Origin of the sequence: Marinospirillum insulare DSM 21763 (assembly GCF_000686905.1) — a bacterium.
Lineage (GTDB): Bacteria > Pseudomonadota > Gammaproteobacteria > Pseudomonadales > Halomonadaceae > Marinospirillum > Marinospirillum insulare.
The window spans coordinates 1-18,471 of sequence record NZ_JMLW01000016.1; the positions used below are offsets into that span (position 1 = coordinate 1).

Annotated in this window: 23 protein-coding genes; 11 read left to right on the forward strand and 12 right to left on the reverse strand. The window is 43.9% G+C overall.

Features of this window, described 5'->3' with window-relative positions; genetic code table 11:
- The coding region (locus tag BP27_RS15645; RefSeq protein WP_036239762.1) for a transposase at positions 1-184 on the forward strand (184 nt) is incomplete at its 5' end.
- 142 nt (positions 185-326) lie between these two features.
- On the opposite strand, the gene fliB is transcribed toward BP27_RS15645, so the two are convergent.
- Positions 327-1,415, reverse strand: coding sequence for a flagellin lysine-N-methylase (gene fliB / locus BP27_RS0107760; protein ID WP_027851070.1), 1,089 nt, complete (start codon positions 1,413-1,415; stop codon positions 327-329).
- 297 nt (positions 1,416-1,712) lie between these two features.
- Between fliB and BP27_RS0107765 the strand changes: the two genes are divergently transcribed.
- The 6 genes from BP27_RS0107765 to bfr (BP27_RS0107790) all read left to right on the forward strand — a co-directional run bounded on the left by BP27_RS0107765 (position 1,713) and on the right by bfr (BP27_RS0107790) (position 5,720).
- Positions 1,713-1,958 carry a type II toxin-antitoxin system CcdA family antitoxin gene (locus BP27_RS0107765; RefSeq protein ID WP_027851071.1) on the forward strand — a complete coding sequence of 82 codons (246 nt, stop codon included), beginning with the start codon at positions 1,713-1,715 and terminating at the stop codon, positions 1,956-1,958.
- On the forward strand, positions 1,958-2,275 hold the full coding sequence (locus BP27_RS0107770; RefSeq protein WP_027851072.1) for a CcdB family protein: 318 nt from the start codon (positions 1,958-1,960) through the stop codon (positions 2,273-2,275). Before BP27_RS0107765 ends, BP27_RS0107770 begins: the two co-directional genes overlap by 1 nt.
- A gap of 281 nt (positions 2,276-2,556) precedes the next feature.
- A complete protein-coding gene (locus BP27_RS0107775) occupies positions 2,557-4,284 on the forward strand; it encodes a DEAD/DEAH box helicase (RefSeq protein ID WP_027851073.1) in 1,728 nt (575 codons plus the stop codon).
- A gap of 183 nt (positions 4,285-4,467) precedes the next feature.
- Positions 4,468-4,665, forward strand: a complete 198-nt coding sequence (locus tag BP27_RS0107780; protein WP_027851074.1) for a bacterioferritin-associated ferredoxin — start codon at positions 4,468-4,470, stop codon at positions 4,663-4,665.
- Positions 4,666-4,766: 101 nt separating this feature from the next.
- Positions 4,767-5,249, forward strand: coding sequence for a bacterioferritin (gene bfr / locus BP27_RS0107785; protein ID WP_027851075.1), 483 nt, complete (start codon positions 4,767-4,769; stop codon positions 5,247-5,249).
- 3 nt (positions 5,250-5,252) lie between these two features.
- Complete coding sequence (gene bfr, locus BP27_RS0107790) at positions 5,253-5,720, forward strand: bacterioferritin (protein ID WP_027851076.1); 468 nt, start codon at positions 5,253-5,255, stop codon at positions 5,718-5,720.
- Between the two features lie 192 nt (positions 5,721-5,912).
- On the opposite strand, the gene BP27_RS0107800 is transcribed toward bfr (BP27_RS0107790), so the two are convergent.
- From BP27_RS0107800 to serB, 6 genes are all read right to left on the reverse strand, one after another.
- Entirely contained in the window at positions 5,913-6,527 is a 615-nt protein-coding gene (locus BP27_RS0107800) for a hypothetical protein (RefSeq protein WP_027851077.1), read from the reverse strand.
- Positions 6,528-6,619: 92 nt separating this feature from the next.
- Positions 6,620-6,766, reverse strand: coding sequence for a hemin uptake protein HemP (gene hemP, locus BP27_RS16970; protein ID WP_084324545.1), 147 nt, complete (start codon positions 6,764-6,766; stop codon positions 6,620-6,622).
- A gap of 96 nt (positions 6,767-6,862) precedes the next feature.
- A complete protein-coding gene (locus BP27_RS0107810; RefSeq protein ID WP_027851078.1) occupies positions 6,863-8,059 on the reverse strand; it encodes a BaiN/RdsA family NAD(P)/FAD-dependent oxidoreductase in 1,197 nt (398 codons plus the stop codon).
- A gap of 94 nt (positions 8,060-8,153) precedes the next feature.
- Positions 8,154-8,357, reverse strand: coding sequence for a cold-shock protein (locus BP27_RS0107815; protein ID WP_027849391.1), 204 nt, complete (start codon positions 8,355-8,357; stop codon positions 8,154-8,156).
- A gap of 251 nt (positions 8,358-8,608) precedes the next feature.
- Positions 8,609-8,899, reverse strand: a complete 291-nt coding sequence (locus BP27_RS0107820; protein WP_036239765.1) for a GIY-YIG nuclease family protein — start codon at positions 8,897-8,899, stop codon at positions 8,609-8,611.
- A complete protein-coding gene (serB, locus tag BP27_RS0107825) occupies positions 8,892-10,136 on the reverse strand; it encodes a phosphoserine phosphatase SerB (RefSeq protein WP_027851080.1) in 1,245 nt (414 codons plus the stop codon). The genes BP27_RS0107820 and serB overlap by 8 nt, the downstream gene beginning before the upstream one ends.
- Positions 10,137-10,299: 163 nt before the next feature.
- Between serB and BP27_RS0107830 the strand changes: the two genes are divergently transcribed.
- From BP27_RS0107830 to rsgA, 3 genes are all read left to right on the forward strand, one after another.
- Positions 10,300-10,761 carry a GAF domain-containing protein gene (locus BP27_RS0107830; RefSeq protein ID WP_027851081.1) on the forward strand — a complete coding sequence of 154 codons (462 nt, stop codon included), beginning with the start codon at positions 10,300-10,302 and terminating at the stop codon, positions 10,759-10,761.
- 63 nt (positions 10,762-10,824) lie between these two features.
- A complete protein-coding gene (orn, locus tag BP27_RS0107835) occupies positions 10,825-11,412 on the forward strand; it encodes an oligoribonuclease (protein WP_036239768.1) in 588 nt (195 codons plus the stop codon).
- A complete protein-coding gene (gene rsgA / locus BP27_RS0107840; protein ID WP_027851083.1) occupies positions 11,409-12,452 on the forward strand; it encodes a small ribosomal subunit biogenesis GTPase RsgA in 1,044 nt (347 codons plus the stop codon). The genes orn and rsgA overlap by 4 nt, the downstream gene beginning before the upstream one ends.
- On the opposite strand, the gene BP27_RS0107845 is transcribed toward rsgA, so the two are convergent.
- The 3 genes from BP27_RS0107845 to BP27_RS0107855 form a co-directional block, all read right to left on the reverse strand.
- Positions 12,449-13,465 carry a hypothetical protein gene (locus tag BP27_RS0107845; protein ID WP_027851084.1) on the reverse strand — a complete coding sequence of 339 codons (1,017 nt, stop codon included), beginning with the start codon at positions 13,463-13,465 and terminating at the stop codon, positions 12,449-12,451. The two genes, rsgA and BP27_RS0107845, sit on opposite strands and share 4 nt — an antisense overlap.
- A 253-nt stretch (positions 13,466-13,718) precedes the next feature.
- A complete protein-coding gene (locus BP27_RS15650; RefSeq protein ID WP_051610451.1) occupies positions 13,719-14,465 on the reverse strand; it encodes a metallophosphoesterase in 747 nt (248 codons plus the stop codon).
- A 23-nt stretch (positions 14,466-14,488) separates the two neighbouring features.
- Complete coding sequence (locus BP27_RS0107855) at positions 14,489-15,133, reverse strand: NUDIX domain-containing protein (protein WP_027851085.1); 645 nt, start codon at positions 15,131-15,133, stop codon at positions 14,489-14,491.
- Between the two features lie 44 nt (positions 15,134-15,177).
- On the opposite strand from BP27_RS0107855, the gene greB reads away from it, so the two are divergent.
- Entirely contained in the window at positions 15,178-15,708 is a 531-nt protein-coding gene (gene greB, locus BP27_RS0107860; protein WP_084324546.1) for a transcription elongation factor GreB, read from the forward strand.
- Position 15,709: 1 nt separating this feature from the next.
- On the opposite strand, the gene BP27_RS0107865 is transcribed toward greB, so the two are convergent.
- Together BP27_RS0107865 and BP27_RS15655 are read right to left on the reverse strand one after the other, a co-directional pair.
- Positions 15,710-17,302: a methyl-accepting chemotaxis protein gene (locus tag BP27_RS0107865; RefSeq protein ID WP_027851087.1), complete on the reverse strand. Its 1,593-nt coding sequence runs from the start codon at positions 17,300-17,302 to the stop codon at positions 15,710-15,712.
- A 207-nt stretch (positions 17,303-17,509) separates the two neighbouring features.
- Positions 17,510-18,457 (reverse strand): chemotaxis protein CheV, encoded by a 948-nt coding sequence (locus tag BP27_RS15655; RefSeq protein WP_051610452.1) that lies wholly within the window; start codon positions 18,455-18,457, stop codon positions 17,510-17,512.
- Positions 18,458-18,471: the final 14 nt, after the last annotated feature.

Consider the following 18,471-nt stretch of genomic DNA (forward strand, 5'->3'; position numbering starts at 1 on the left):
GATTGAAACGGTAAAAAGCCAGATACGCTCCAAGGTTGAGCATCCCTTCTACTGGCTGAAAGTACAATTTGGTCACCGCAAAGCTCGTTACCGTGGTTTAGAGAAAAACACCGCGCAGCTCTATAGCTTATTTGCATTAGCCAATCTATTTTTATCGAGGCGATGCATGCCTAAGGCGGGATAAATCCGCCTAAAAAACGGGCTTATGCCCTAAAAGCAGCAAAAACCGAGTCAATATACCCATAATTAGGCTTTTTTTTGTAAAAAACAGAAATCTCAGCGCAAATATAGAAAATTAGTGAATTAGCTCATTTTAAAGCTTTTGTTCAGAGGCTCCCTAGTTTTTTCTGTTCTGCACCTATGGCACTTAGTAAGGTTCTAAGCAGCAGGTAACGCGCCATAAGATTAGTCCAGCCATCCATAAGGTTGGTATTTTTAATCGGGAAAAGGCTGCCTAGTAGCCAATTAACCAGTAGGTTTTCTAGTGAGTGTGGGTGCTTTTTCTCAAAGTTGGTTAGGTACTTTTTGCGTGCTTTATCTAGCTGATTTAAATGGCTTATATCTAACTGGGTTTTGTCGGTAATGTTTAAGCCTTTTAATGCTCGGCTTAGTTCTTCATTAAAAGCAGCATTATTTTGTTTTTTCTCGCGTCTTAGGGTGCCAAGAATAACTAAGCCTAGGCTTCCATCGCTTTTTTTGTTGAGTGCTTTGGCTTGCTCTTCAAAATAACCTTCGTTTACTAGGCTGTAAAATAGCCCCAAGGTTTCTTCTAGTTTTTCTTCTAATTGGTCTGTTGGGCTTTTATCAAAGAGTGGCTGTATTTTTTGAATGAGTAGCCCGCATATAAATAGACGCATTTCTAAGCTTTGTTCACGGTGGCGCAGCAGTGTAAGCAAGCCTTGTAGTAGTTGGTAGCGGGCATTAAACGCATTGGGTGCATCTACGCTAGTTGCTAAGGGGTTGGGCGGAATGGCCACGGGTGCAAAGTCGAGTTCTAGTGCATCGGGTTGGGTAATCAGCGATTTAGCAGCAACAGGGCAGGAATCACTTAGGGTTATAAGTAGGTCATCACCTAGTTGTTGAATGCTACGCGGGTAGGTGGTGCAAGTTTGGCAAAGGGCGTTAGGACCAAAGTTTTTAACTAGCTGGCAAAGTCCGCTGGTATCTTGCAGGCTGCAACGGTTGGTTTTGGGGTCCATCTTAAAAAAACCAGGGGTTATATCTTTGGTTGTTAGGTCGTGGTTTTCTGCAATTTTATCTTCTACTAAAGGGATAACTGCTGGGTTGGTTCGGTAGCCACGGTAGGTTTCTGCATCAATTGCAACTTGCCAAGTATGACAGCAGTTATCTGGGCATTTACTGCCAGTACAACTAAAGTTGCGTACATAACGTGGGGCTAGGGCATCGCGTTGCATGAGCTGATCCTGAATTTAGAAGAAATGTATATTTTAAACACGCTACCGCCCCAGGATTTAAGTGCATTCCTGAGGACTTGTAGAAATTTAAAAGACGCTGTGGTGCTAGCCAAGAGCCTAAACTATCGGCTGGTAAGACAAAAACTTAATTAAAGTTAAGGTCGGGATTGTAGCAGGAAAAGAGAAGGGGTTTTTATATGGGATTACGAAAAGATTGCCAAGTCGTTTCACTCCTAGTAAAAACTTATTATGTGTTGCTATACTAATGCGCATACCGATACGCATGGAGTTATAACAATGCAGACTTTATACAACTATGATGCTCCTAAAAAAGCCACTAACCTTAGTATAAACAGTGACTTACTAAGTAAAAGTAAGGCTTTAAACATAAACTTATCAGCAACACTAGAGCAAGTGCTTAAAACAAAACTAGCTGAAACCAAAGCCGATGCTTGGAAAAAAGAGAATAAGGGAGCGATATTGGCCTATAACGATATGGTTGAAGAACAGGGTTTATTTGCAGATGAGCATAGGCAGTTTTAATGGCTCAATTTGATATTTACAACAACCCGAGTAAAACCACACAGAAAGCCTACCCCTATATATTAGAGCTGCAAAGCGCTGTAATTTCGGAAATCGCCACCCGGATTGTTGTACCCTTAGCTGACTATAAGTATATGCGTAATGAAGAGTTTGAACGGTTAACACCGAAGGTTAGCTATGATGGCAAAGAGTTATTAGTGCTTGTGCCACAGATAGCCTCAATGAGCACTAAATTATTGCAAAACCCTATCGGCTCACTCTCTCACCTACGTGATGAAATAATATCTGCGCTAGACTTTGCCATTACAGGCATTTAATACTTTATTGGCAGGTAAAACCTAGCCTCAGAGTGCGTGCCTTCTGTAAGCAATTCGATAGTAGCTGCAGCTTGGGTTGGCAGGTGTGTTCGATCAGTTTTGATAAGCTGCTCTAATTTTAAATTTTATTTTCTAGCACTAGCTTAAGTTTTCTGCTATACTCTGCGCTCAAATTTCGGCACGCTGTGTGCGTGTTCCCTGCATTGGCTGACGTTGCCCCTTCTGTTGTGTATCGGGCCCACGCCCGCCCCTGCGTTTCTTAAGTACCACAGGTATTATTAATGTCTAATGACGTGACTTTACCAGCTTTTAGCGAGCTGGGTCTTCCTGATTTTCTTCTTTCTGCAGTTGAATATCCTACTCCTTCTCCTATCCAAGCACAGACCATTCCTTTGTTATTGGAAGGTTGTGACATGATTGGTCAAGCGCAAACAGGTACCGGTAAAACTGCTGCTTTTGCCTTGCCTTTGCTTGCTCGTTTAAATTTATCCGCCAAATTACCTCAGGTTTTGGTTTTAGCACCTACGCGTGAATTAGCGATGCAGGTTGCTGAATCCGTTGAAAAATACGGCGCCAATATGAAGGGCGTTAAAGTAGCTAACTTGTATGGTGGTGCAGAGTACCGTGACCAAATTCGTGCGCTACGCTCGGGTGCTCAGGTGGTTGTAGGTACCCCTGGCCGTGTTATGGATCACATGCGCCGTGGCAGCCTCGATATTTCTGCTTTGCAAACTTTGGTTTTAGATGAAGCCGATGAAATGCTGCGTATGGGCTTTATTGATGACGTTGAATGGATTCTTGAACAAACCCCAGCTGAGCGTCAGGTGGTTTTATTTTCTGCCACCATGCCAGACGTTATTCGTCGCATTGCTCAGCGCCATTTAAAAAACCCAAAAGAAGTACGCATTGCTGCGAAGGCGCGTACTGCTGATACTGTAAGCCAGCGTGTGTGGATGGTGGCTGGTTTACCTAAGCCTGAAGCTTTGGTGCGTATTTTAGAAGCCGAAGAAAGTGATGGCATCATTATTTTTACCCGTACCAAGGCAACCAGTGCCGATTTGGCTGACTTCTTAAATAAGCGTGGTTTGCGTGCTTGTGCACTGCATGGTGATATGGCGCAAAATCAGCGTGAACAAGCGGTTGATCGCCTGAAAAAAGGCAGCCTAGATATTTTAGTGGCTACCGATGTGGCAGCGCGTGGCTTAGATGTTGAGCGCATTAGTCACGTTATTAACTATGATCCACCTCATGACAGCGAGTCTTATGTACACCGTATTGGTCGTACCGGGCGTGCTGGTCGTAGTGGTCAAGCCATTTTGTTTGTGGGTCACCGTGAAAAGCGTTTGTTATTTAACCTAGAGCGCAGCACTGGCCAGCGTATTGAGCCTATGGAATTACCTAAGGCTGAAGTGATCAACGCTAAGCGTAGTGAGAAGTTTAAAGAGCAGGTTGTTCACTCTATGCAAGCGCGTGATATAGAGCAGTACGAAAAGCTTTTGAAAGAAATTCAAGCTGAAACAGAAGCTGATCCACTACGCATTGCGGCTGCCTTGGCTAAAATGTACCAGGGTAATACACCTTTATGGGTTGAAGACGTTAAAGTGCGCGCACCGCGTGGTCGTGGTGAGCGTTCAGACTTTGGCGGTGATCGTCCTCGTCGTGAAGGTGGTCGTGGTCGTTCGCGTGAGCTAGAAGCAGGCATGAAGCGTTACCGTATGCCAATTGGCCGCACTCACGGTGTTAAGCCAGCGAACATTGTTGGCGCTATTGCTAACGAAGCGAATATTTCTAGTCGTAATATCGGTCGTATCGATATTCAGCAAGACTTTAGCACCGTTGATTTGCCAGAAAGCATGACTAAGTCTGTTTTCCAGGCTTTAGCACGCGTTAGGGTATGTGGTGTGCCTATGAACCTAACTAGCAGCAACTCACCTTCGGGTTCTTCTAGATCAGGCAATGATGAAGCGGGTCGTCGCCCTTTGCGTCGTAGAGCGCCTGCTTCTGCTTAATTCTGGTTGCCTAAGCAGCTAGTTTAAAGCTAACCGCTAGTGGTTAATCTGTTAGCGGTTTTTTTGTACCTAAATCTTTACAAATAATAATAGTTCGCACTTGTTTTTTGGTGTTGATCAAGCTAATCTTACTGAGAATTGTTAGTGTTCGCACTGGCTTAAATTGACTCTAGGATTAATGCCATGTTTGTTTGTATTTGCAAAGGTATTACTGAAAAACAAATTAAAGCTTCCGTTGCTGAAGGGGCTTCTAGTGTGCGAGATTTATACCGTGAACTAGAGCTAGGCAGCCAATGTGGCAAGTGTGTAGGTTTTGCTAGAGAGGTTTTAACCAGTGAACAAGCAATGTGTGACTATTACGATGCTGCCAGTTTTGCTTAATTAGTTTTAAGCCGTTATTATTAACCCTGAGATTGCCAGCCAGCCCTCCTAGGCAAGCCAGCTCCCATGCAACTGCAACTCTCTTTCAGGGTGCTTTTCTTATGCAAGGTAACACAAGTATTTTAACTCAGCTTAACAAGGTTCTAACCCTTGAGCTAACGTCTATCAATCAGTATTTTCTTCATGCACGTATGTGTGGTAATTGGGGTTTTGAAAAGCTTAATCAGGTGGCTTATAAAAAATCCATTAAAGACATGAAGCAAGCCGATAAACTAATCGAGCGTATTCTTTTCTTAGAAGGCCTTCCTAATCTTCAGCATTTAGAGCGTCTGCGCATTGGTGAAAATGCCGCAGAGGTATTTGTGTGTGATGCTGAACTTCAGCAGGTTCAATTAAAGCTTCTGCGTGAATCCATTGCTTTGTGTGAAGTTGAGCAAGACTACATTAGTCGCCAGCTTCTAGAAGATATTTTGGAATATGAAGAAGAACATTTAGATTGGATAGGCACGCAGCAGCATTTAATGGCTGAAATCGGTATCGGAAAATACTTACAGACCACCCTTAATACGGGTAATGGAGACTAGACAATGCAAGGTAATCAACGCGTTATTGCTGGCTTAAATAAGTTATTGGCGGGCGAATTAACCGCAATGGATCAATACTTTATTCATTCTGCTATGTATGAAGATTGGGGTTTAGGTAAGTTGCACGAGCGTATTGCGCATGAGTTTGACGATGAAAAACAACACGCCAATATGTTGATTCAGCGTATTTTGTTTTTAGAAGGTACGCCCGATATGGTCACCCGTGAGCCTATTAATGTAGGTAAAGACGTAAAAGAAATGCTGAATAATGATTTGCAGCTAGAGTATTCTGTCACGGCTTTACTGAAAGAAATTATGGCTTTGTGTGAAGAAGAGCAAGATTACCAAACCCGTGAAATTTTACGCATTATGCTCGATGATACAGAGATGGATCATGCTTACTGGCTAGAAAAGCAGTTAGGTTTAATAGAGCGTCTTGGTCTTCAGAATTATCAGCAGGCTATGATGTAGTTTTATACTCTGTTTAAATAAATCCTGCTTGAATAAACCCTAGTAACCGTTTGGCTGCTAGGGTTTTTTATTGGGCCAGCACTAGCTTTAATAGGCGCTGATCAGTAATTGTGCCATTAGGCTTAAAAATATGGCTAGTAGTGATAATTGTAACCAGAGCTTGTCTTGCATTCTATTACTCCTGTTTACTGGCTAAACCAATGAGCTAAATATTTCGCGTAGTTTTAAATTTTCTGCCTGTTGATCTTCACAAGAGCCTTGAATTTGTAGCAGTAATTCGCCATCAGCTCCGAATATTTCTAATGAGTTAATCCAGCCACAACCATCGCTACAAGGTACACGGCTTATAAAGGCGAATTCGAATTGGCTAGGTTCAAGTTCTGCATGGCCTTCTTGCCAGTTTAAGCAAAGGCAGTTCTTTTTTATCTGCTTTGAAATAATCGCTTGGTGGGTGGTGTGTTTGCTGCCTTTACAAAATAACGTAAGGCTAAGGGGCAGGCCTGCTGCTTTAGCTTGAGTAATAAGCTGCTCAAAACTGTTTAAGGAAACCGAGCGAGCTAACCTAGGGCTAAAAGAGCAGAGGGCAGCAAAGTAAGTTGTTTCATGCTGGTTTAGTAAAATGGGTATTTGTTTAACGTGAGTAATGGCTAACCATTCTTCTTCTAGTTTTTTAAGGTTTTTTGCTACCCTGTGTTCTGCTTGCAACTCGAACAGATGCGTTCCAAACAGGGTGTTTTCGAAAAAGCTGTTTTCAAAAAATGACCTTAAAAAAATTTCTTTCTCTTGCATCTTTGCCAAAGCATTCATTCTTAACTCCTTGGAATTTCCTTTAGAAAAAAATACGCTGGCTGGCTTTAACTGAGTTTGGCTTGCTGGGCGCTTATTTTATTGGGTGTTAATTACTTGGTTAGAATTAACTTGCCACGGCTGGTAATACGCAGTGTGTAGGTTTCACCTTGATGGTGAATAAAAATTTGTCGCTTTTCACCAAATAGCTGATCACTGGTTATGCAAGGGGGTTGTTCGTTTGTAATAGGGCTGCTCATAACCTGTCACTCTTTAACTGTTTGGTGGGTGCATTAAGTTTGAGTGATTAGCTTAGTTGCAAATGATAATGATTGTCAAGTGTGTTCGTGTTTAACTTAAAGACTTCTAGCACATGCCACGGCTGATGCCCAAGCCCACTGAAAATTATAGCCACCCAGTTGGCCGGTAACATCTAAGACTTCACCAATAAAGCGTACCTGTTCTAAGTTTTTAACGGCAAAGGTTTGTGAAGAAATTTGCTGGGTATTAATGCCACCTAGGGTTACTTCTGCAGTTCGGTAGCCTTCTGTACCTGCTGGTTTAAATGTCCAGTTTTCTAAGGCGTAAGCCAGAGCTTCTAACTGGTTATTGCTGGCATCGGCATTGCGTTCGGGTAAAAGTATGCCTTGTTCTTTAAGTAGGCTGACTAAAACAGTGGCTAGGCGCTTGGGGAGTTGTTCTGCCAGCCAACTACTAAAATGAGTACGGGGCTGTTCTTGGCGGAGCTTGGCTAGGGTTGTTTTCAGGTTGAATTGCGGCAGCCAGTTAATGCTGAGTTCATCACCTGCTTGCCAGTAGCTAGAAATTTGTAACATGGCGGGGCCAGATAAACCTCGATGGGTGATTAGCATGGGTTCGGTAAAGGTTTGGCCGTTACAGCTAACGCTAACATCACAACTTAAGCCGGAAAGGGGGGCTAGTTGTGCTTTCAGTTCTGGGTGGAGGGTGAAAGGTACTAGGCCTGCTTGGGTAGGTAAAACTTCTAAACCCAGTTGTTGGGCTAGGTCATAACCAAAACCTGTAGCGCCCAAGGTAGGAATGGATAAACCACCCGTAGCAACCACTAGGGCGCCTGCATCTATTTTACCTAGGCTGGTGGTGAGTTGAACCCTGTCTGCGGTGGTGCTTACTTTTTCTATGCTGGTGTTCATTTGCAGATCAACACCTGCCCAGTCGGCTTCGGTTAATAATAGCTGTTGAATGTCTTTGCTGGTGTTGGCACAAAATAGTTGCCCAGGCGCTTTTTCTACATAGTCGATGCCATGACGTTCAACTAGTTCTAAAAAATCTTGGGGTGTATAGCGTTTTAATGCAGAAATACAAAAATGTGGATTAGCCGATAAAAAATTAGCAGGGGTGGTATTAAGGTTAGTAAAGTTGCAGCGTCCACCACCTGACATAAGCACTTTTTTGGCAGGCTTATTGCTGTGATCTAAAAGTAATACGCTTTTGCCTTGGTAGCCTGCGGTGGCGGCACACATTAAGCCAGCAGCTCCAGCGCCAATAATCACTACGTCTGCTGTTTTGCTCATCTATTTAAGTATCTCTTTTGGTTTGTCTTTAAGATAGAACGAAAAAACCCACCTTTCGGTGGGTCTTTTTAGCTTCTTAACAACCTAGGGTTGATTAGATAGCTTCAATTTTCGCAGCTTGCTTGCCTTTAGGGCCAGTAGTCACTTCGAAAGATACTTTCTGGTTCTCTTGTAGAGATTTGAAGCCTGAAGCTTGAATCTCAGAGAAGTGAGCAAAAAGATCGTCGCCACCATCGTCTGGAGTGATGAAGCCGAAACCTTTAGTGTCGTTGAACCATTTAACGGTACCAGTTGCCATATCAAAAATTCCTATATTTCTGTTTAGTATTTTTGAGTCTATCTGTTGATTTATCGATAAATCGCCTAGATTTTGACTCGGTGTTGCGGGAATCAAGATAGTACGAATGACGAACCTACTGTTACCGATATTTCGATTACAACTGCGTTACGACACTTCTTTCTTGCTACCTTGCTGCCTACGAATCCTAGACTGCGTCATATTGAGTGGTTAGTCAAGTGCTTTTAGTTTTATTAGTGCTTTAAAGTATTTTAATCAAGATTTGAGAGGTCAAATTCACCAGAAATAATTGCAAGCTTCTTATTTCTAGGCAGTTTTTTTATTTTGTATTCTAATTTCAAGGCTTGGCTATGACTCGCTACAGGGCAGGAAAAAACTAACTTCAGTGGCCCTTTGCCTCTTAGGCTACGCGCCGTTTTATGGTTATTGGCTTGGTGTTCAGCAAAGCGCCGCTCAAGATCACGGGTAATACCTGTGTAGAGCGCTCCAGACGCTTGCTCTACCAGGTATAAATACCAGTTAGCTTTTGCTTGGCTAGGCATCCTGATCTTGATTTTGGTCTAGGTCGCGATCTGAAAAACCGATGAGGTAAAGAATGGCATCTAGCCCTAGGGTTGAAAGTGCATGGCGTGCATTCTCTCTGACCACTGGCTTAGCGCGGAAAGCAATACCTAGGCCAGCTAAACCCAACATGGGTAGATCGTTAGCACCATCTCCGACGGCTATGGCTTGTTCTAAGTCTATGCCTTCTTTATTGGCTATTTCTTGCAACAACTGTGCTTTACGTTCGCCATCTACCACCTGGCCAACCACTCGCCCTGTTACCTTGCCATCTTCAACTTCTAGCTGGTTAGCATGTACTTCATCTATACCTAGTTTGTTTTGTAGGTATTCACCAAAGTAGCTAAAGCCACCTGAGAGAATGGCTGTACGGTAGCCAAGGCGTTTAAGTGTGCTGACTAGCTTTTCTGCACCTTCAGTCACGGGTAGGCGTTCAGCTACCTTGGCAAGAACCGAAGCATCTAGGCCTTTTAGTAGGGCAACACGCGCACGGAAGCTTTCGCTAAAATCTAGCTCACCACACATAGCACGCTCAGTAATGGCTGCCACTTGATCACCTACACCTGCTTCTATGGCTAGTTCATCTATCACTTCGGCTTCTATCAGAGTGGAGTCCATATCAAAAACCACTAGGCGGCGATTGCGACGGTAGATATTGTCTTCTTGTACGGCTATATCTACTTCTAGTTCGCCAGCTAAAGCTAAAAAGTGACGGCGTAACTCGGCGGTGTCTAGGGTGTCACCGCGTACAGAAAACTCAACACAGGCACGGCCTTGTTGTTCAATATGCGACATGCTGACCCGTCCAGATAGGCGGTGAATGCGGTCAATGTTTAAGCCGTTTTCTGCCACGGTTCGGGTGACACGGGCAATTTGTTCCGCAGTAATACGACGGCCTAAAAGGGTCACTATGTAACGACCTTTACCCTGCCCCCCTACCCAGTGTTCATAACTGGTTTCTGAAACGGGAGAAAAACGAATTTGCATACCCCATTCGTGGGCTTTAAAAAGTAATTCTTGCAACACGGGGGAGTTTTGGGCTGAAACGGGTAGGTGAGCTAGCAACCCAAGCGCAAGGGTGTCGTGAATAACTGCCTGGCCAATGTCTAGGATATCCACACCATAGCTAGCAAGAATTTCACTAATGGCTGAGGTTATGCCCGGGCGATCATGTCCGGAAAGATTGATCAAAACAATACTGCGATCCTGGGTTTTCATCGAGTGCCTGTAAAATAGTTCTTAAATCACTAAGCAAAGTTGTTAAGACTTTCTATACTTAGCAGGAAATAAACAGAGTGGTTAGTTACTTGGGGCGATTATAACGCTCCTTAGGCCTAGCTTGCACCTTTGTAAAAGCTTATATACCAGTGGGAACCTAAATATGTCTTTTTACCCTAAATATAATCTTGATGATTTAACTCCCCACCTAGGGCGTTTGTGTGCGCCTAACTTCCATAATACCGCTAGCGAATGTCGGCAGATTTTTAGCGTGCCAGTTGCGGCGGTGGGTTTACGTGAAGGGCGGCATGTTCGGCTTTTTTATTCAGGTGAAGCCAGCCAAAAGCTGTTAATAGATGATGCTCTCTGCGCCTTGCCCTTGTGTGTACCAGGTGAACAAATTTTAGTGTCAGATTTAAACGAGGTCGATGAAGCTCTTTTACCACCCCTAGCTTTAGCTTTAGGAATGCGAAGCTATGCAGGGGTACCTATTTTTGCTGCTCGGCAACTGGTGGGTAGTTTAAGTTTAGCTGACCGTAAACCAAGGATATTTAGCCATTTTGAAATACAAAACCTACAAATAATGGCCGCTAAAATGGGCGCTTTGATGGAACAGTATTTATAGCAAGGTGTGTTAATATCTAGGAAATGATTTTTTAGCCACTCACTCGCAGGAAGTAAATTGAGTATGACTGAAGTTACCACCAACAAAGCAGCCAAAAAGCCGTCTAACCTAATCTGGATAGATTTAGAAATGACCGGCCTAGACCCCAACAAAGAACGCATTATTGAAATAGCCACCATCGTTACAGACTGTGATTTAAACGTTATTGAAGAGGGGCCTGTATTAGCGATTAACCAGCCAACAGCCTTACTCGATGCTATGGATGAATGGTGTACTCGCACGCATGGCGCTTCAGGCTTAACTCAAAGAGTTAAAGACAGCAAAGTCACTGTTGCTGAGGCTGAAGCAGCAACGCTAGATTTTCTACGTCGCCACATAGAAGAAGGAGCTAGCCCCATGTGTGGTAATAGCGTTCACCAAGATAGGCGTTTTATGGTGAATGAAATGCCAGAGCTAGAAGCTTTTTTCCATTACCGAAACTTAGACGTTTCTACCCTTAAAGAGCTGGCAGTGCGTTGGCACCCAGAGCTGCCTAAAAAATTCAAAAAAGCCGGCACGCATTTGGCTTTAGATGATATTCGTGAATCCATTGCTGAACTGCGTTTTTACCGCGATGAGTTTATTCGTTTACCAGAAACGCCTAATGCATGAGTAGCCGTAAGCTAACCCGCCAGCAGCAGTGGCGTATTACCAAAGTTCAAGAAGAACGCAATGCGCGAGCCCTGCGAAAAGATGAGCGGCTAGATGCCAGCCAGCAAGAAGGCCTAGCAACCGAGGCTCAGCAGGGTTTGATCACCGCGCATTTTGGCCGTCAGGTTGAAGTTGAAGCGCAGGAGGGTGCTTTAAAAGGGCAGCGGCAGCGTTGCCATGTAAGGGCCAATGTCGAAAACCTAGTTACGGGTGACTATGTTAGCTGGCGACCCAACCAAAACCCTAATGAAGAAGGGGTGGTAGAGTCGCGCCAAGCTAGGCGTAGCTTGTTAGCCCGCCCTGACATGCGTGGGGTAATGAAACCCATAGCTGCCAATGTTGATCAGCTTTTGCTGGTGATTGCTCCAGAGCCCCAACCTCATGCTAATTTAATCGATCGTTACCTAGTGGCTGCTGAACATACGGGTATAGAGCCTGTAGTAGTTATCAATAAATGGGATTTATTAGAAAAGGGTGCTTTAACGCCAGAACAAGAAGCACTAATAAAAGGATTGTTAGCAACCTATCAGCAGTTAGGTTATCGAGTGTTAATTAGTTCGGCCTATCAAGAAAAAGACTTAACAGAATTACAAAAGCAATTAAAAGATAAGGTGAGTGTTTTTGTTGGTCAGTCGGGTGTAGGTAAGTCATCACTCATTAATTACCTGTTACCTGGTGTGGATTTGCGGGTTGCTAGTCTTTCTGAAGATACGCGTAAGGGGAGACACACCACCACTACGGCAAGGTTGTTTCATTTTCCTTTGGGTGGTCAGTTAATTGATTCGCCAGGGGTGAGAGAGTTTTCTTTAGGCTATTTACAGCCAGAGCAAATAGCCCAAGGCTTTCTTGAATTTCGACCCTTTTTAGGTCTGTGTCGTTTTCGAGACTGTAAGCATCAACAAGACCCAGGCTGTGCTTTAAAAGAGGCCGTGGCAGAGGGCAAAATAGCTGCAACTCGCTTTGCAAGTTACCACCACCTAGTTAATAGTTTAGACAGCTAGTCCATTAGTTTGCGCATTTCTTCGTGTAGCCGAGCATCAAATAATAAAGGTGCTTGGGCTAACCAGCGGTCACTGGTCATTAACTCTTTTAATAAAGCGACCGATAAAACTGGCCCACGCCAAGCAGCGCCCTTGCTGTTTTTCTTGTCATGGGTGTTGGCTGAAAAGTGTTCTAAGTAATCTTGCCAAAAGCTAGGAATAAATCGGCGCACGGGGCGTTGGCTATAAAGTGCTAACCGCTCGGCAATAACTAAACCTTGATGGTCTAGGTCGCCAAAATGCACATGCGGCACAAACTGCGGTAAAAAACGTAAAAAGTCACCTGCTAACTCTAGGTGTTCAGGTGCAACCCAAATAGCGAGTAGGTTAGCTGGCAGGTCTATATCTAAAAACACCCCTCGGTCTTCAATGGTCATCACTAGGTAAGGCAGCTCGCCTTCTAGCTCTTTTATTTGATGAAAGTCTCTTTCGGGTAGCACGGCTTCACTTAGCTGGCGCCAAATCTTTTTTAATTCAATGGCAGAGCCATGTTTGCGCGTTAGTTTTAAATCGATATTGCCACGCAAGTGCAAGCAACGGTCTTCACTTAAGGTAACTGCTGGCAGCTCTTCTAATAGGTGTTCAGGAAGTTCAGTATGACGCTTGCCCAATAAAGCCAGTTGTAGGCTATTTTTATTCAGTATTCTGGGTAGGTCTGCTCTTAGCTGGTCTTTTAAATAACCCCAGCGTTGGTCAAAAACTTCGGTAGTTAATAACCGGTCACCTTCAAGCACTTCTTGCCAATCTCGCCAGTCGGGAAGGCGCAAATCTAGCAGTTCAACTAAACCAGCCCGACCACGCGCACTGAGCATAAACCCATCTTCCGTTTCTTCGGGTAATAACCAGTTGCTAGTGACGAGTTCATCAACTAGGGGAGCATTGGCAGGCTTGCGATCTATTCGCTCATGTTTATAGAGGGTGAGTGCGGCTTCGCGTATGGCGAGTGCCTGCCAGTTAATCTGAGCTTCAAACATGCAGAATCCTTGTATCCTCGCTCATCAGTTGCTTAGTCGTTTAGGTATTGCTTTATAACTGCTCACTTTATCACCTCTAGCCTAGCCTTGTGTAGAATTGTGTAGCCAGCAGGCTGGTTATAATTTAACCAAGTCTCTGTAAGCTAGCTTGGCTAGGTCGCATAAAAACTTGTACTAAAGTTATCCACATGCCTATCCACTCCGGGTGTGGATAACCGCTTGGCTTTTAGCCTACTAACTTAGACCAAATGAATTATTCATAATGAATTAAACGGCTAGAAAATTGGCCCTCTGGCTTTAAGCGGATAAGTCTAAGGGCTGCAGGTGCAGAGGCATTAACTGAAAACTTATTAGTGTTGGCTGTAAACTGAATTGATGTTGCAGGCGTGGCAAGGTTAAGGCTGTGGTGTTTATAACAGCTAAAGGCTTGATGCACATGCCCAAACACTACCAATTTTGCTTGTGGCTGATCTTTTAATAATTCCCAAAAATCCTCAGCATTCTGTAAAGCCAAAGCATCTTTCCACTGGCTACCCACCTCAACTGGTGGGTGGTGTAAAGCAATAAGTAACGGCTTGGGATTGTTTAACGCTTGTTCGATTAGCCTAAGCTGCTGTTTGTCTAACCTGCCTTGGGTTGCCCCAGCTAGGTGACTATTTAACCCTAATAGCTGCCAATCTTGGGTTTGTTGATGAAAGTTTACAGGGCTAAATTTGGCCATTACAGCAGGCTGGTCATGGTTGCCAGCCAGCCATTGCCAAGCTAGTCCACTTGCCTCGAGTTGTTGATAAAGCCAAGTATAGGTTGCTTCTTGTTGGTCTTCGGCTAGGTCGCCTGTTAATAACAAAAGGTCTGGATTAAGACGGCCCGCTAGTTTGAGGCTTTTCAAAAAGCTAGCGCGGGTGTTTTTACCACGGTATTTTTCTTTAGGGCCGGCTAGCAGGTGCAAATCAGTTAGCTGCACCAGGCGAAAAGTATTTGGCTGTTTTTGGTTAAGCATCAATTTTATAGCTGTTTTAAGGGTTAGACTGGTTTTGGGGCTGGGTGTTTAGACCAAGCCTTCTTTAGCTGCTGGTGGTTTAAAGCTAACCACTGTAAAGCAATAAGGCTCATTGAATTGGCCGCTCTACCTTGAGTTGCTTCTTTTAATGCGGCTTCTCTGGAAAGTAATCTTACTCTTAGGTCTTCATTTTCAGTGGCTAAACCGCAAAGGGTGCCATCTTTAACTTGGCTAGAATCAACAATGCCTAGGTAAAGTAGAATTTGTTCATCGCTTCCACCTGGGCTGGAATAGTAGGTATAAAGGTGTTCTAAGTGTAAAATTGTTAAGCCAGCTTCTTCTTGTGTTTCACGGTGAGCAACACCTTCAGCTTCTTCACCTGCTTCTATCATGCCAGCAATCACTTCGAGTAACCAAGGGCTAGTGGGGTCTTGTAAAGCACCAACCCGAAACTGTTCTACCATAACCACTTGGTCTAGCCAGGGATCGTAGGCTAGCAAACCAACGGCTTGGCCGCGTATAAAAAGTTCACGGTTAATACTAGGCGTCCAGCCACCAGCAAATAGCTTGTGCTTTAGCCGGAGTTTAGCCAGTGAAAAGAAACCTTGGTAGGCAGTCTGTTCTTCTAGCAGTGTATAATCAGCCTTAGTAAAAGCTGTGTTAGTCATGGCTAATCCTTATTGAATGAATGTTTTATCAAGTGGTATTGATTATGAAAGGACGAAATATGTCACGCTGGCGCGATCCTGCCACTGACCCTCGTGCTGAAGAAAAAACTAACTTAATAACCCCTGAAGGCCATGCAAGGCTGCAATCGACTCGTGACTTTTTATGGCAAGTACGCCACCCAGAATTAGCAGTTAAGGTGCGCGAAGCAGCGGCACAAGGCGATCGCTCTGAAAATGCAGATTATACCTACAATAAGCGGGAGTTAAATCGCACTTTATCGCGTATTCGTTTTTTAGATCAGCGTTTAGATGTTCTAAAAGTGGTGGATCGTATGCCAGCAGATACGCAGCGGGTATTTTTTGGTGCTTGGGTTACCTTAGAAGATGAAGAAGGCGAAGAAGAAACTTTTCGTATTGTTGGCCCAGATGAATCGGATGCCTCTACTAACTTAATCAGTATTGATGCACCCCGCTCACGACTCTTATTAGGTAAAAGTTTAGATGATGAAGTTGAGTTACCCACCACAGAAGGGTTGAAGCCCTTCATCATCACTGAGATTCGTTACCAGGTTTAAACTAGCTACTGCTTTGTTTGTTAAGACTAAAAATAAAGTTAGCGGCTAGTAGATGTAGGTTGCCTACTTGCATGTCTAACTTGTTAGATTGGTCAGCCGCTGCCTTGCCAGCGGTTACTGAATGTTTGGCTAGTTCTGAAAGCTCGGTCACCTGCTGGCTGGTTTGTTCGCTTAACACAGATTGATGATTGGTCATGTTAGCTACTTCGGCTGCTAGCTGGTTAATTTCTGCTACGGCTAATAAAATTTCTTCAAGAGAAACACGCATGGTTTCAGCTAGCTCTACTGTTGCCTGCGAAGCGACTACGCCTCTATCTATAGCAGCGACTGAGGCGTGAGTATTTTCTCTAAGCTGCTCTATTATGCTGCGTACTTGTAGGGTTGAATCATGGGTACGCTGTGCTAAGCCGCGCACTTCATCGGCTACTACTGCAAAGCCGCGCCCTGCTTCACCTGCTCTAGCTGCTTCTATAGCCGCATTAAGTGCAAGCAGGTTGGTTTGTTCGGCTACATTGGTAATAACATCAATGACGGTACCAATTTGCTCACTACTCGCTGCTAAACTAGCTACTTGTTGTTTGGCTGCTTCTAACTCAGATGACTGGTGAGCTATGGCTTGGCTGACTTCTTCAATTTTTTGCTGCCCAACTTGGGTTGCAACTTGTGACTGATTGGCCGCGGTTGCCGTGCGTTGTGTGCTACCTAATACCTGTTCAAGACTAGCAAGCTGTGTTTGCATGGCTTGTTGAATTTCTGCAACACGGCTGTCTTGGCGATTTATGTAGCCAAAGGCGGCTTCTAAGCATTCATCTGAACGAGTTTTACTGCGTTGTAAGTAGCCGCTGTTGTTAAATAATCGTGCAACTACAGCGCGTAATTCTGAGCTGCGGGTACGGAGTGCAAAAGAAATAGTGCCTAGCTCATCTTGGCGGCCTGTATAAATATAGGTCATAACACGGTTGTAATTAACTTTGCTGGCTGCGGTTTCTAATTGTTTTAAACCACAAAGCTGAACACGCGTAAGGCCGGTGGTCAGTAGTCCTGCTAACAGAGGTGTTAGGCAAGCCAACCAACTAAAATTTAGTGAAAATAAAATAAGGCTTGCTAAGCTGGCTGGAAGAAGTCCGGCTAACATTAGTTTGCTAGTTAGCGAAAGCCTAGGTCTTTGTAAAAAGCTGGGTAGCTTACCTTTTAGCCAGCTTGCATACACCTTTTCTGCTCTACCAATCGCTTCTTTGGAAGCAAGGGTTCTTACTGACTGGTACTCTACAATTTTGCCATCGCGTTGAATGGGGGTGACATAGGCATCGACCCAGTAAAAATCACCGTTTTTACAGCGGTTTTTTACTAGCCCCTTCCAAGATTTTTTACCTTGCACTGTTTGCCATAAGTTTTCAAAAGCACCGGGTGGCATATCTGGATGGCGTATTAGGTTGTGGTTTTGACCGATTAGCTCATCTCGCGCAAAACCTGAGACTTTTACAAAGTCATCATTAGCAAAGGTAATAATGCCTCGTAGGTCTGTGGTTGTTATAAGTTGAGTGTTGCTATCAAAGGTATGTTCTTTATTAGTGACGGGCTGGTTAATGCGCATGCAGTAGCTCCTTGATTTTTTTTGTTCTTATCCTTAGCAATAACCCTTCTAATAAAAATTGAAGACTGTAAAGGACTGACTTATATCAAAGTTAACTTGCTATTGGCTTGAGTGCTATTGATGCAGATCAATTTAAGCTAATAAAGTTTGTGCTAATCATGCGATTAAATAGCATCTTTTATGCTGAATGCGACTTAAAAGAAGGGTTTATTGCGGGGTAGGTAAACTGCGTTTACGGAAGTGATCAAGCACTGCTTGGGCTAGATCGTCAGCATCAAACTTAGCAATAAAGTTATCTGCTCCAACACGGGTAACCATGCTTTTATTAAAGACACCCGATAAAGACGTGTGTAGCAAAATATAAATGTCTTTTAAGCTAGGGTCTTCTTTTACTTTACGGGTGAAGGTGTAGCCATCCATTTCAGGCATTTCTATATCTGAAATAACCATCAGGTATTCTTCGTTTAGTTTTTTGCCATCTTTAACTAGTTCTTGCAAATGCTCTAAGGCTTGTTTGCCATCTTTCAGCAATACAGACTCTAACTGAACCTCTGCAAGGCAGCGTTTAATTTGATTGCGCGCTACTACTGAGTCGTCAACAACCAGTACCGTACGAGGGGTGGTTGACTGACTTAATTCTGCAAAGCCATCGGTTAGTTCGCTACTCATGGTTTCTGAGGTGGGGGTGACTTCGGCAATAACTTTTTCAACATCAATAATTTCTACTAGCTGGTTATCTATGCGGGTAATGGCAGTTAAATAGTGGCTATGGCCTATGCCTTTGGGTGGCAATAAAATATCGCTCCATTGCATATTCACTATGCTTTCTATTTTGTCGACCAAAAAGCCTTGCTGGCGGCGATTGTATTCACACACAATCACGCTTTGTTTGCTAGGGTTGCTGACCCTGCCAGATTGAATAGCACTGAGTAGATCAAGAATGGGTAGTGGGCCTTCAGCCGTATTAGCTACCCCCACTACATTAGGATGATGATAAGGCAGTTGGGTCATGGGTGGGCAGGGAATGATTCTTTTAACTTTAAAGACGTTAATACCATACAACTGACCATTTTGTAGCCTAAAGAGCAGCAGTTCTAAACGGTTCTCACCGGCAAGCTGAGTGCGTTGGTTGACGTTGTGAAGTAAGCTGCTCATCTACACTACCTTTT

What these genes read in the sequence shown, in the direction of transcription:
- fliB (WP_027851070.1), bottom strand. Translation starts at nt 1,415, where the DNA reads ATGCAACGCGATGCCCTAGCCCCACGTTATGTACGCAACTTTAGTTGT.
- BP27_RS0107765 (WP_027851071.1), top strand. Translation starts at nt 1,713, where the DNA reads ATGCAGACTTTATACAACTATGATGCTCCTAAAAAAGCCACTAACCTT.
- BP27_RS0107770 (WP_027851072.1), top strand. Translation starts at nt 1,958, where the DNA reads ATGGCTCAATTTGATATTTACAACAACCCGAGTAAAACCACACAGAAA.
- BP27_RS0107775 (WP_027851073.1), top strand. Translation starts at nt 2,557, where the DNA reads ATGTCTAATGACGTGACTTTACCAGCTTTTAGCGAGCTGGGTCTTCCT.
- BP27_RS0107780 (WP_027851074.1), top strand. Translation starts at nt 4,468, where the DNA reads ATGTTTGTTTGTATTTGCAAAGGTATTACTGAAAAACAAATTAAAGCT.
- bfr (WP_027851075.1), top strand. Translation starts at nt 4,767, where the DNA reads ATGCAAGGTAACACAAGTATTTTAACTCAGCTTAACAAGGTTCTAACC.
- bfr (WP_027851076.1), top strand. Translation starts at nt 5,253, where the DNA reads ATGCAAGGTAATCAACGCGTTATTGCTGGCTTAAATAAGTTATTGGCG.
- BP27_RS0107800 (WP_027851077.1), bottom strand. Translation starts at nt 6,527, where the DNA reads ATGAATGCTTTGGCAAAGATGCAAGAGAAAGAAATTTTTTTAAGGTCA.
- hemP (WP_084324545.1), bottom strand. Translation starts at nt 6,766, where the DNA reads ATGAGCAGCCCTATTACAAACGAACAACCCCCTTGCATAACCAGTGAT.
- BP27_RS0107810 (WP_027851078.1), bottom strand. Translation starts at nt 8,059, where the DNA reads ATGAGCAAAACAGCAGACGTAGTGATTATTGGCGCTGGAGCTGCTGGC.
- BP27_RS0107815 (WP_027849391.1), bottom strand. Translation starts at nt 8,357, where the DNA reads ATGGCAACTGGTACCGTTAAATGGTTCAACGACACTAAAGGTTTCGGC.
- BP27_RS0107820 (WP_036239765.1), bottom strand. Translation starts at nt 8,899, where the DNA reads ATGCCTAGCCAAGCAAAAGCTAACTGGTATTTATACCTGGTAGAGCAA.
- serB (WP_027851080.1), bottom strand. Translation starts at nt 10,136, where the DNA reads ATGAAAACCCAGGATCGCAGTATTGTTTTGATCAATCTTTCCGGACAT.
- BP27_RS0107830 (WP_027851081.1), top strand. Translation starts at nt 10,300, where the DNA reads ATGTCTTTTTACCCTAAATATAATCTTGATGATTTAACTCCCCACCTA.
- orn (WP_036239768.1), top strand. Translation starts at nt 10,825, where the DNA reads ATGACTGAAGTTACCACCAACAAAGCAGCCAAAAAGCCGTCTAACCTA.
- rsgA (WP_027851083.1), top strand. Translation starts at nt 11,409, where the DNA reads ATGAGTAGCCGTAAGCTAACCCGCCAGCAGCAGTGGCGTATTACCAAA.
- BP27_RS0107845 (WP_027851084.1), bottom strand. Translation starts at nt 13,465, where the DNA reads ATGTTTGAAGCTCAGATTAACTGGCAGGCACTCGCCATACGCGAAGCC.
- BP27_RS15650 (WP_051610451.1), bottom strand. Translation starts at nt 14,465, where the DNA reads ATGCTTAACCAAAAACAGCCAAATACTTTTCGCCTGGTGCAGCTAACT.
- BP27_RS0107855 (WP_027851085.1), bottom strand. Translation starts at nt 15,133, where the DNA reads ATGACTAACACAGCTTTTACTAAGGCTGATTATACACTGCTAGAAGAA.
- greB (WP_084324546.1), top strand. Translation starts at nt 15,178, where the DNA reads ATGAAAGGACGAAATATGTCACGCTGGCGCGATCCTGCCACTGACCCT.
- BP27_RS0107865 (WP_027851087.1), bottom strand. Translation starts at nt 17,302, where the DNA reads ATGCGCATTAACCAGCCCGTCACTAATAAAGAACATACCTTTGATAGC.
- BP27_RS15655 (WP_051610452.1), bottom strand. Translation starts at nt 18,457, where the DNA reads ATGAGCAGCTTACTTCACAACGTCAACCAACGCACTCAGCTTGCCGGT.